Genomic DNA, 11,766 nt, shown 5'->3' with positions numbered 1-11,766 from the left:
AGCAGTGTCGAGCTTGGATCACGCTCGGACGGTTTGAGGATGAAGCAGTTGCCGCAGACGATCGCCAGTGGATACATCCACAGCGGCACCATGGCCGGGAAGTTAAACGGGGTGATACCGGCAACAATGCCCAGCGGCTGGAAGTCCGACCATGCGTCGATGTTCGGGCCGACGTTGCGGCTGTACTCGCCCTTGAGGATTTCCGGGGCAGCGCAAGCGAACTCGACGTTCTCGATACCACGCTTCAGTTCACCGGCGGCGTCTTCCAGGGTCTTGCCGTGTTCTTCGCTGATCAATTGCGAGATGCGTGCTTCGTTCTGCTCCAGCAGTTGCTTGAAGCGGAACATCACTTGGGCGCGTTTGGCCGGTGGCGTGTTGCGCCAGGCCGGGAACGCAGCCTTGGCGGCATCGATGGCTTTCTGGATGGTGGCCTGGCTGGCCAGTGGCAGCTTATGGATAGCCTGACCAGTGGACGGATTGAACACATCAACCACGCGACCGTTCTCGGTCACCAGTTCGCCATTGATCAAATGCGGGATAACGCTCATCGAAAACTCCTGAATTCTTGTCCACGGGCACACGTTAAGGAGTGCCCGTTTTTGTAGGTATATATAGAAGGAAAAATCAGTCGAGCTTGTTCAGCACTTCGCCGACCGCGTCGAACAGACGATCGAGGTCTTGTGGCTTGCTGTTGAAAGTCGGGCCGAACTGCAAGGTGTCGCCGCCGAAGCGTACGTAGAACCCGGCTTTCCACAGGGCCATGCCGGCTTCGAACGGACGCACGATGGCGTCACCGTCACGCGGGGCAATCTGGATCGCACCGGCCAGACCGAAGTTACGGATGTCGATAACGTTCTTCGAACCTTTCAGCCCGTGCAGCGCGTTTTCAAAATGCGGTGCGACTTCTGCAACGCTCTGTACCAGGTTTTCCTTTTGCAGCAGGTCGAGAGCCGCCAGGCCAGCGGCACAAGCCACCGGGTGTGCCGAGTAGGTGTAGCCGTGTGGAAATTCCACGGCGTATTCCGGGGTCGGCTGGTTCATGAAGGTCTGGTAGATCTCGGAGCTGGCAATCACCGCGCCCATCGGGATCGCGCCGTTGGTGACTTGCTTGGCGATGCACATCAGATCCGGGGTCACGCCAAAGGTGTCGGCGCCGAACATATTGCCGGTGCGGCCGAAACCGGTGATCACTTCGTCGAACACCAACAGGATGCTGTGCTGATCGCAGATTTCGCGCAGACGTTTCAGGTAACCCTGTGGCGGAACCAGTACACCAGCGGAACCGGCCATAGGCTCTACGAATACCGCGGCGATATTCGAAGCATCGTGCAGCTCAATCAGTTTCAGCAGTTCATCGGCCAAGGCGATACCGCCCTGCTCCGGCATGCCACGGGAGAAGGCATTGCTCGCCAGCAGCGTGTGCGGCAGGTGATCGACATCCATCATCGCCTGACCGAACAGCTTACGGTTGCCGTTGACGCCGCCAAGGCTGGTGCCGGCGATGTTCACACCGTGGTAGCCGCGGGCACGGCCGATCATTTTGGTTTTTGTGGCCTGACCTTTCAGGCGCCAGTAGGCACGGACCATTTTCACCGCAGTGTCAGCGCACTCGGAACCGGAGTCGGTGAAGAACACGTGGTTGAGGTTGCCCGGGGTCAGCTCGGTGATCTTCTCGGCCAATTGGAACGACAGCGGGTGGCCGTACTGGAAGCCCGGCGAGTAATCGAGGGTGCCCAACTGTTTGGAAACCGCTTCCTGAATTTCCTTGCGGGTGTGGCCGGCGCCGCAAGTCCACAGCCCGGACAAAGAGTCGTATACCCGGCGGCCTTTGTCGTCGATCAGCCAACTGCCTTCAGCACCAACGATCAGTCGCGGGTCGCGCTGGAAGTTGCGGTTGGCGGTGTACGGCATCCAGTGCGCGTCCAGCTTCAGTTGGCTGGCCAGTGGCGACGGCGCGTTTTCAGGCATGTTCATCGGGCAAAACCTCGCAGGGCATAAGCGTCAGGGAGATAAAAAGCGTTGTTGCAGCTAAATTGCCACGGGGATAAAGTCGGTGAAATTCAACTCTTCTAACCTTCAGTTAGAACTTTGCTAAACAATGAGAACAATAAGATGAGCAGCCGTCGCCCCGATCCGCTGGCCCAGGTGAGTGACTTTGATATCCGCTTGCTGCGGATTTTTCGCAGTGTGGTGGAGTGCGGCGGCTTCTCGGCAGCGGAAACCGTGCTCGGCATCGGTCGCTCAGCGATCAGCCAACAGATGAGCGATCTGGAGCAGCGCCTCGGTTTGCGTCTGTGCCAGCGTGGTCGAGCCGGGTTTTCGCTGACCGAGGAAGGTCGCGAGGTGTATCAGTCGGCACTGCAACTGTTAAGTGCGCTGGAAAGCTTTCGCACCGAAGTCAACGGCCTGCACCAGCATCTGCGGGGTGAGTTGATCATTGGCCTGACCGACAACCTCGTCACCCTGCCCCACATGCGCATCACCCACGCCCTCGCTCAGTTAAAGGAACGCGGGCCGGATGTGCAGATCCAGATCCGCATGATTGCGCCCAATGAAGTCGAGCAAGGCGTGCTCGATGGGCGTCTGCATGTCGGCGTGGTACCGCAGGCCAGTGCGTTGTCGGGTCTGGAATATCAGCCGTTGTACAGCGAGCGTTCGCTGCTTTATTGCGCTGTTGGTCACCCGCTGTTTTATGTCGATGACAAGCAACTCGATGACGAGCGCCTGAATAGTCAGGACGCGATTGCGCCGACTTTTCGTTTGCCGGCGGATATTCAGGCGCATTACCAGGCGCTCAATTGCACGGCCAGCGCTTCGGACCGTGAAGGCATGGCGTTTCTGATCCTGACCGGACGCTACATCGGCTATCTGCCGGATCACTACGCCAGTCTCTGGGTGCAGCAGGGGCGCTTGCGTGCGCTGAAATCGCAAACGCGCTTCTACGACCTGAGCCTGGCATCGGTCACGCGTAAGGGGCGGCGCCCTCATTTGGTGCTGGAAAGCTTTTTGGAGAGTCTGGCGGCGACACGTTGAAAGCAAGTTCAAAAGATCGCAGCCTTCGGCAGCTCCTACATTTTGGGGTTATTCGCCGATAAAGCTGAGCAAGTGGACAGCTTTTTGCAGTGCAGGATCAACCCCGATCCTTCAACAAGAAGCCTTAAGCCATGCAGCCAGATTCCGCACCGTCCAGCGACCTGATCTACGGCCTCAACGACCGCCCCAAACCCGCTGCTGCAATTCTTGCCGCGCTGCAGCACGTGCTCGCCAGTTTCGTTGGCATCATCACCCCACCATTAGTGATCGGCTCGGCCCTCGGGCTGACTGCGCATTTGCCTTATCTGATCAGCATGGCCTTGATGGTCTCGGGCGTCGGCACGTTTATTCAGGCGCGACGACCATTCGGGATCGGCGCGGGAATGATCTGTCTGCAAGGCACCAGTTTCGCCTTTCTCGGTGCGGTGCTCTCCGCTGGTTTTCTGGTCAAGCAGCGCGGCGGCAGCCCGGAAGACATTCTGGCGATGATTTTCGGTGTGTGCTTTTTCGGCGCAATCGTGCAGATCGTGCTCAGCCGCTTCATCGGTCAATTGCGTCGCGTGGTTACGCCGCTGGTGACCGGGATCGTCATCACCCTCATTGGCATCAGCCTGATCAAGGTCGGCATTACCGATCTGGGCGGTGGCTTCAACGCGCCGGACTTCGGTGCGCCGGGCAATCTGGCGCTGGGCGTGTTTGTGTTGCTGACGATCATTCTGCTTAACCGCTCGAATACGCCATGGGTGCGGCTGTCGGCGATCATCATCGGACTGCTGCTCGGCAGCCTGGCCGCGTGGTTCAGTGGGAAACTGCTGCCGCAACCGTTGCCTGATTTGCCGCTGGTGAGTTTTCCTACGCCGTTCAGGTTTGGATTCAGCTTTGACTGGACAGCGTTCCTGCCGGTCGCGCTGATTTATCTGATCAGCACCATCGAAACCGTCGGCGACCTCACTGCCAACTGCATGCTCGCCCGTCAGCCGATCAGCGGCCCTTCTTATATAAGCCGCCTGCGCGGTGGCGTACTCGGCGATGGCGTCAGTTGCATGATCGCCGCGACCTTCAGCGCTTTTCCCAATACTACGTTCGCGCAGAACAACGGCGTGATTCAGTTGACCGGCGTCGCCAGCCGCTACGTCGGGCTGTACATCGGCGCGATTCTGTTTTGCCTCGGCTTGTTCCCGATGATCGGCACGGTGCTGCAACAGATTCCGAAACCGGTGCTCGGCGGCGCGACCCTGGTGATGTTCGGCGCGGTGGCGGCTGCCGGCGTGCGCATCCTCGCGCAGTCGCCGCTGGATCGACGCAGCATGTTGATCATCGCCACATCGTTCGGCGTCGGCCTGGGCATCGCCGCACAACCGACCCTGCTACACCTGCTGCCGAAACTGGTGCAGAACCTGTTTGATTCGGCGATCACCAGCGGCGGCCTGACCGCAATCATCCTGTGCCTGCTGCTGCCGGAGTCGAAAACCGAGGCCGCTGAAGCGCACGCGCCGCTGAACAAGATCGAACAGGCGTAACGGTTTTATCGCGCAAGGACTTGTCGGATGCCTGTGGGTGCGCTATCAACGCAACTGGTTGCACCCACAGACAAACCCGGAAGTGCCTATGACCTTTGAAGTCCCTGCCCATGGCGGCAAACCCGCCAGCCGCATTCGTCAGAAGAACGAAGAGACCATCCTCAAAGCCGCCGAAGACGAGTTCGCCCGTCACGGGTACAAAGGCACCAGCATGAACACCATCGCGCAGAATGCCGGGCTGCCCAAGGCGAACCTGCATTACTACTTCACCAACAAGCTTGGCTTGTACGTGGCGGTGCTGAGCAACATCATCGAGTTGTGGGACAGCACCTTCAACACCCTCACCGCCGAGGACGATCCAGCCGAAGCGCTGACCCGGTACATTCGCGCCAAGATGGAGTTCTCCCGCCGTCAGCCGCAGGCCTCGCGAATCTTTGCGATGGAAGTGATCAGCGGTGGTGAATGCCTGACCGAATATTTCAATCAGGATTACCGCGCCTGGTTCACTGGCCGTGCGGCGGTGTTTCAGGCGTGGATCGATGCGGGCAAAATGGACGCGGTCGATCCGGTGCACCTGATCTTCCTGTTGTGGGGCAGCACCCAGCACTATGCCGACTTTGCGACGCAGATCTGCCGCGTCAGCGGTCGCAGCAAGCTGACCAAGCAAGACATGGAAGACGCCGGCAACAACCTGATCCGCATCATTCTCAAAGGCTGCGGCCTCACTCCTCCTCTATAAGACGTTTATGCCTTTCACCCTCAGCGGTTTTTGCGAGTACCGCGAAGAGATTCGCAAAAGCCGCTTTATCACCTTCGCCACGCCGATCGGCAGCCCTGCCGAGGCGCAGGCGTTCTTCGAGCAACACAGCGACTTGAATGCCTCGCACAATTGCTGGGCGTGGAAGCTCGGCGATCAATATCGCAGCAATGACGACGGCGAGCCGGGCGGCACGGCGGGTCGGCCGATTCTCGCGGCAATTGAGGCGCAGGATTGCGATCAGGTCGCGGTGCTGGTGATTCGTTGGTACGGCGGCATTCAATTGGGCACCGGCGGTTTGGCCCGGGCCTATGGCGGGGGCGCGAACAAGTGTTTGCAGACGGCGGCCAAGGTTGAATTGATCAGCCGGGTGCCGTTGAGTTGCGCTTGCGGGTTTGCCGAGTTGGCGTTGGTGAAGTTGCGGGTGGCCGAGCTGGGTGGATTGGTTATGGAGGAAAACTTCACCGCTAACGGCGTCGAATTGCAGCTGGCGGTGGGCGAAGCGCAAATCGATGTCTTGCAAACTCAACTAGCCGATTTGAGTCGTGGGCGGATTTTGCTTCAACGATAAAAGATCAAAAGATCGTCCGATCGCGGCCCGAGCGTTCCGCAGCTCCTACAGGGGAACGCATTTCAAATGTAGGAGCTGCCGAAAGCTGCGATCTTTTGGGGCGATCCCGAATTTCCTTATTCCACAGAGTTGCCCACATCGGCTGTGCACCCGACTGTGGATAACCTGAGTACATTCCGCTGTAACCCTTCTGTCACGTGGCTTTGCGCGGTTTGTTCACTTTTCGTTCAATTCTCCCGACGAAACGAAATTTTCAAACAGAAACAGTCAGTTAGCGCGGTTTATCACCATTAGAAGAAAGCACCGCAGTGCTTATGCCCGGGTTTGCAGCTTGCGCACAATAACTGTGGAACAAGCTGTGGATAACCCGTTCATGGCTGGCGCAGTCGCTGGATCCATCTAGCCCCCAAGGGATTGCTCGTTTTTTGATCATATCGCGACGGGCAAAACTGGCGCCCGAGCAACGGCTTTGCTCTGAATTGGTGCCATCGTCGTACGTGATTCGGCCTTCAATGCTCTATACCGAGTGCTGCCACACGCGGCCCGCTCGCGTTCCTGACTCAATGGCCAGGAAATTGCTTTATCCACAGGCACAACTCCAAGCAAGTCGAGCCTGTCATGCCAATTGCTTCCAACACCCCGCGCCTGCAACTGCGCCACATCAGCAAACGCTACCCCGGTTGTCTGGCCAACGATGCCATCGACCTGAGCATCACGCCCGGTGAAATTCACGCCCTGCTCGGTGAAAACGGTGCGGGCAAAAGTACGTTGATGAAGATTATCTACGGCGTCACCCAAGCCGATGCCGGCGAGATGCTTTGGCAAGGTCAGCCGGTGAATATCCGCAACCCGGCCCAGGCGCGGCAGTTGGGTATCGGCATGGTGTTCCAGCATTTCTCACTATTCGAAACCCTCAGCGTGGCGCAAAACATTGCTTTGGCGATGGGCGCAGCAGCCGGCACGCCGAAACAACTGGAACCGAAGATTCGTGAAGTGTCGCGCCGTTATGGCATGGCGCTGGAGCCGGAGCGACTTGTCCACAGCCTGTCGATCGGCGAGCGGCAACGGGTGGAGATCATTCGTTGCCTGATGCAGGACATTCGCCTGCTGATTCTCGATGAGCCAACCTCAGTGCTGACGCCGCAAGAGGCCGGCGAATTGTTCATCACCCTGCGCCGCCTCGCCGCCGAAGGCTGTAGCATTCTGTTTATCAGCCACAAACTCGCTGAAGTGCGCGCGTTGTGCCACAGCGCGACTGTTCTGCGCGGTGGGCGCGTGGCCGGGCATTGTCTGCCAGCGGAGTGCTCGGATCAGCAATTGGCGCAGATGATGGTCGGCGAAGCGGCGGCGTTGATTGGCGACTATCCGAAGGTCAGCGGCGGCGCGACGTTTTTGCAGGTGAAGGGCTTGAGTTGGCACAACCCGGATCCGTTCGGCTGCTCGCTGACTGACATTGATGTGCAAGTGCGCAGCGGTGAAATCGTCGGCATCGCCGGGGTCGCGGGCAACGGTCAGGATGAATTGCTCGCCCTGCTCAGTGGCGAACACACCTTGCCTCGGGTAGAAGCGGCAACCATTCGATTCGCTGAGCAGAACGTCGCCGATTTGCGCCCGGATGCCCGTCGCAAACTGGGTCTGGCTTTCGTCCCCGCCGAACGCCTCGGGCACGGCGCGGTGCCGGAATTGAGTCTGGCGGACAACGCCCTGCTGACGGCTTTCCAGCAAGGCTTGGTCAGCAACGGGCTAATCCAGCGCGGTAAAGTCGAAGCCCTCGCCCAACAGATCATTCAACGCTTCGGCGTAAAAACTCCGGACACGCAAACCGCCGCGCGCAGCTTGTCCGGCGGCAACCTGCAGAAATTCATCCTCGGTCGGGAAATTCTTCAGCAACCGAAACTGCTGATCGCTGCGCACCCAACCTGGGGCGTCGACGTCGGCGCGGCCGCGACCATTCACCGTGCGCTGATCGCGCTGCGCGATGCCGGCGCGGCGATTCTGGTGATCTCCGAAGACCTCGACGAATTGTTCCAGATCAGCGACCGCCTCGGCGCGCTGTGCGGTGGACGTTTGTCGGCACTGCAAGACACCAGCAAGACACAACTCAGCGAAGTTGGCGGCTGGATGGCCGGCCAGTTCGACCACGCCCCTTCAGCCGCCACGGTTTAACGGAGTTTTCCACATGCTGCTTTCCCTCGAACCCCGTGGCCAGCAATCGCGCGTGATGCTGTGGTGCTCGCCGTTATTGGCGGCGGCGCTGACGCTCGGTTGCGGCTCGCTGCTGTTTATCGCTCTCGGCCACGACCCGCTGCAAACCTTGCACACGCTACTGATCGCGCCGGTCAGCGATTTGTATGGCGTCTCCGAATTATTGGTCAAGGCGCTGCCGATTCTGCTCTGCGCACTGGGCCTGGCGGTGGCGTATCAGGCGCGGATCTGGAACATCGGCGCCGAAGGTCAATTGCTCCTCGGCGCTCTCGCCGGCAGCGCTTTGGCGGTGAACATCATCGATATGCAAAGCCGTTGGGCGCTGGTGTTGATTCTGCTCACCGGCACCCTCGCCGGCGCGGCGTGGGCCGGGCTGACGGCGTGGTTGCGCACGCGCTTCAACGCCAACGAAATTCTCACCAGCATCATGCTCAATTACATCGCGCTGAATCTGCTGCTGTTCTGCGTGCACGGGCCGCTGAAGGATCCCGCCGGGTTCAACTTTCCCGAGTCGGCGATGTTCGGTGACGCCAGCCGTTTGCCGCTGTTGATGGAGGATGGCCGCGTGCACGCCGGGGTGTATTTCGCCATGCTCGCGCTGGTTGCGGTGTGGGTGTTGTTGCAGAAAAGTTTTGTCGGGTTCCAGATCAAAGTGCTTGGGCTGGACAAGCGCGCGGCGGGGTTCGTCGGCTTTCGCGAGAAGCGTTTGATCTGGCTGGCGCTGTTGATCAGCGGCGGCTTGGCCGGGCTCGCAGGTGTCTGCGAAGTCACCGGGCCGATTGGCCAATTGGTGCCGCAGGTGTCGCCAGGTTACGGCTATGCGGCAATCACCGTGGCGTTTCTCGGACGCCTCAATCCGATCGGAATTCTGTTTTCCAGCCTGTTGATGGCGCTGTTGTACATCGGTGGCGAGAGCGCGCAAATGAGCCTGAATATGCCGCAGGCGATCACCCAGTTGTTTCAGGGAATGATGCTGTTTTTCCTGCTCGCCTGTGACGTGTTGATTCTCTATCGGCCACGCCTGAACCTGCGCTGGGTGAAGCGCACGTCGACCACCGCCGTAACCGCCGGAGCGCTGTGATGGATATCGATCTGTTGAGCAATATTTTCTACGCCATGGTGCGTTGCGGCACGCCGTTGTTGCTGGTGGCGCTGGGGGAATTGATCTGCGAGAAGAGCGGCGTGCTCAACCTCGGGCAGGAAGGGATGATGCTGTTTGGCGCGGTGATCGGTTTTATCGTCGCACTCAACAGCGGCAACCTGTGGCTTGGCGTGTTGCTGGCGATGCTGGCCGGGATGTTGTTGTCGTCGCTGTTTGCGCTAGTGGCGTTGGTGTTCAACGCCAATCAGGTAGCAACCGGATTGGCGCTGACAATTTTTGGTGTCGGGCTGTCGACCTTTGTCGGCGCAGCTTGGGTCGGTAAACCACTGGCCGGTTTTGAGCCGTTGGCGATTCCTTATCTGAGTGAGATTCCGCTGATCGGGCGGATGCTGTTTGCTCAGGATTTGCTGGTGTATCTGTCGTTCGCGCTGTTTGCGCTGGTGGCGTGGGTGATCATCAAAAGTCGTGTCGGGTTGATCATTCAAGCGGTCGGCGAGAATCCGGATGCGGCCAGTGCGATGGGCTTGCCGGTGTTGACGGTACGTACGCTGGCGGTGCTGTTTGGCGGGGCGATGGCCGGGTTGGCCGGGGCTTATTTGTCGCTGGCGTATACGCCGATGTGGGCGGAAAACATGACCGCCGGGCGTGGCTGGATCGCCCTGGCGCTGGTGGTATTTGCCAGTTGGCGGGTGTGGCGGTTGTTGCTCGGGGCTTATTTGTTCGGCCTCGCCAGCATCCTGCACTTGGTGGCGCAGGGGTTGGGGCTGGCGATTCCGTCGAGTCTGCTGGCGATGCTGCCGTATGTGGCGACGATTGTGGTGTTGGTGTTGTTGTCGCGCGATGCGCTGCGCACAAGATTGTATGCGCCGGTTTCGCTTGGGCAGCCTTGGCAGGCGGGGCATTAATGTAGTGATGTCAATGGCCCCATCGCTGGCAAGCCAGCTCCCACAGGTTTAGTGCTGATCACAAATTTTGCGCACTACTCGGACACTGTGGGAGCTGGCTTGCCAGCGATGAGGCCCTCACAGGCAACACCTGAGCAACGCCCCACGCCAGTTCGAAGACCAGAAAAACAATCAGAATCGAACTGGCACCGTGGAGCAAGGCATACGCCTGCCAAGCCGCAAACAGAAACCGCCCCACCGCGTCATAGCGTCCATAAAGCGCCTGCGGATCACGAATCCGCAGCACCGCCCACACGCACACCACCGAGCCCAGCAGATTCGCCATCAACAGGTGCACAGGCGCAAACGCCGGCAGTTCACCGGGCAAATTCAGCGCGGTCAAAAATCCATGCAAAGCGGCAAAACTCCACGGCGTGGCAAATGCCACCGTGACGATCAGGTCATACCAGGCACTGCCAAGCACCACATTGCGATACTGCGTTGAAGTCCACATCATCCATGCTCCGCAAAATCCAGGGAGCAAGCACGGTAAAGCCTGGAGTATGCTCCAGGGTCAATAGCCTTTTTGAGAGCCCGCATGCGCATCGGTGAACTAGCCCAAGCCTGCGCCGTCAGCCGTGACACGCTGCGCTTCTACGAGCAGCGCGGGCTGATTGCCGCGCAACGCCGTGCCAACGGTTACCGCGACTATCCGCCAGACATGGTGCAACTGGTGCTCTATATCAAAACCGCGCAACGCCTGGGATTTACCCTCGGCGAGATCAGTGACAGCGTTGCCGCGCTGTGGAACGCCCCCAACCCGGACAACGCCGTGGCGCAGTTGCTGCGCGACAAACTGCAACTGATCGAAACCCGAATGCGCGAGCTCGACACGCTGCGGCAAGAGTTGCAACTTCGCCTCGGTCAGGCCTGTCCATTGAATCCATGATCCTCATTCATCAAGGAAGCCCATCATGTCTGCAAAAAACGCACTGATCATCGGCGCCTCCCGGGGCCTTGGCCTCGGTCTGGTGAAAACCCTGCTGGCCGACGGCTGGCAAGTCACCGCCACCGTGCGCAATCCGCAAAACGCCGAGGCGCTGCAAGCGCTGGGCAAGGTGCGGATCGAGAAGCTCGACATGGATGACCAGCAAGCGGTGATCGCCCTGAGTCAGCAGCTCAAGGGCGAAACATTTGACCTGCTGTTCGTCAACGCCGGGGTCAAAGGCCCGGCAGATCAGACCCCGGGCGGCGCGACACTGGCTGAAGTCGGTCAGCTGTTTTTCACCAACGCGGTGGCGCCGATCAATCTGGCCCAGCGGTTTGTCGGGCAAATCCGCGATGGCAGCGGCGTGCTGGCGTTCATGAGTTCCGGACTGGGCAGCGTCACCGTACCCGACGCACCGGAGCTGGCGTTGTACAAGGCCAGCAAGGCTGCGCTGAACTCGATGACCAACAGTTTTGTCACGCAATTGGGCGAGCAGAAAATGACCGTGTTGTCGCTGCATCCGGGTTGGGTGAAGACCGATATGGGCGGCGAAGGGGCTGACCTTGATGTGGAAACCAGCACCCGTGGATTGATTGATCAGGTGAATGCGTACACCGGCAAGGGCGGACATCACTTCATCAATTACAAGGGCGAAACGATTCCCTGGTAATTGATGATCCCCTGTAGGAGCTGCCGAAGGCTGCGA

The 11,766-nt window shown here is 59.4% G+C and carries 12 protein-coding genes (1 of these 12 only partly in view); 9 read left to right on the top strand and 3 right to left on the bottom strand.

Annotated elements, in window-relative coordinates:
* On the bottom strand, positions 1-548 hold the 5' end (the start) of the coding sequence (locus LOY43_RS03465; protein WP_258709201.1) for a CoA-acylating methylmalonate-semialdehyde dehydrogenase. Its footprint begins 946 nt before the window's first position; 548 of the gene's 1,494 nt are visible here — the first part of the coding sequence; its start codon is at positions 546-548; its stop codon lies beyond the left edge, outside the window.
* A 76-nt stretch (positions 549-624) separates the two neighbouring features.
* Entirely contained in the window at positions 625-1,974 is a 1,350-nt protein-coding gene (locus LOY43_RS03460) for an aspartate aminotransferase family protein (protein WP_095047404.1), read from the bottom strand.
* 138 nt (positions 1,975-2,112) lie between these two features.
* On the opposite strand from LOY43_RS03460, the gene LOY43_RS03455 reads away from it, so the two are divergent.
* From LOY43_RS03455 to LOY43_RS03425, 7 genes are all read left to right on the top strand, one after another.
* Positions 2,113-3,033, top strand: coding sequence for a LysR family transcriptional regulator (locus tag LOY43_RS03455; RefSeq protein ID WP_064387741.1), 921 nt, complete (start codon positions 2,113-2,115; stop codon positions 3,031-3,033).
* Between the two features lie 131 nt (positions 3,034-3,164).
* Positions 3,165-4,553 (top strand): uracil-xanthine permease family protein, encoded by a 1,389-nt coding sequence (locus LOY43_RS03450; RefSeq protein ID WP_258709200.1) that lies wholly within the window; start codon positions 3,165-3,167, stop codon positions 4,551-4,553.
* Positions 4,554-4,641: 88 nt separating this feature from the next.
* On the top strand, positions 4,642-5,292 hold the full coding sequence (locus LOY43_RS03445; RefSeq protein ID WP_064387743.1) for a TetR/AcrR family transcriptional regulator: 651 nt from the start codon (positions 4,642-4,644) through the stop codon (positions 5,290-5,292).
* Positions 5,293-5,299: 7 nt separating this feature from the next.
* A complete protein-coding gene (locus LOY43_RS03440) occupies positions 5,300-5,881 on the top strand; it encodes a YigZ family protein (protein ID WP_258709199.1) in 582 nt (193 codons plus the stop codon).
* A gap of 618 nt (positions 5,882-6,499) precedes the next feature.
* On the top strand, positions 6,500-8,047 hold the full coding sequence (locus LOY43_RS03435; protein WP_095126085.1) for an ABC transporter ATP-binding protein: 1,548 nt from the start codon (positions 6,500-6,502) through the stop codon (positions 8,045-8,047).
* Between the two features lie 13 nt (positions 8,048-8,060).
* Positions 8,061-9,167 carry an ABC transporter permease gene (locus LOY43_RS03430; RefSeq protein ID WP_258709198.1) on the top strand — a complete coding sequence of 369 codons (1,107 nt, stop codon included), beginning with the start codon at positions 8,061-8,063 and terminating at the stop codon, positions 9,165-9,167.
* Complete coding sequence (locus LOY43_RS03425) at positions 9,167-10,093, top strand: ABC transporter permease (protein ID WP_064118442.1); 927 nt, start codon at positions 9,167-9,169, stop codon at positions 10,091-10,093. The genes LOY43_RS03430 and LOY43_RS03425 overlap by 1 nt, the downstream gene beginning before the upstream one ends.
* Before the next feature lie 58 nt (positions 10,094-10,151).
* Here the strand turns inward: LOY43_RS03425 and LOY43_RS03420 are convergent, their stop codons facing one another.
* The gene (locus LOY43_RS03420) at positions 10,152-10,586 is read right to left on the bottom strand and encodes a hypothetical protein (RefSeq protein WP_095126151.1); all 435 of its coding nucleotides are present in this window, start codon (positions 10,584-10,586) and stop codon (positions 10,152-10,154) included.
* An 84-nt stretch (positions 10,587-10,670) separates the two neighbouring features.
* Here LOY43_RS03420 and LOY43_RS03415 point away from each other — a divergent pair, with 84 nt between their 5' ends.
* Complete coding sequence (locus LOY43_RS03415) at positions 10,671-11,021, top strand: MerR family transcriptional regulator (protein WP_093430322.1); 351 nt, start codon at positions 10,671-10,673, stop codon at positions 11,019-11,021.
* 22 nt (positions 11,022-11,043) lie between these two features.
* Positions 11,044-11,730 (top strand): SDR family oxidoreductase, encoded by a 687-nt coding sequence (locus tag LOY43_RS03410; RefSeq protein WP_086935984.1) that lies wholly within the window; start codon positions 11,044-11,046, stop codon positions 11,728-11,730.
* The last annotated feature ends 36 nt before the right edge of the window (positions 11,731-11,766 follow it).

Source organism: Pseudomonas sp. B21-041 (assembly GCF_024748675.1).
GTDB classification, from domain to species: Bacteria; Pseudomonadota; Gammaproteobacteria; order Pseudomonadales; family Pseudomonadaceae; genus Aquipseudomonas; species Aquipseudomonas neuropathica.
Note: the sequence above shows the minus strand (reverse complement) of the source record. Positions and strands in the feature narration are given on the sequence as shown.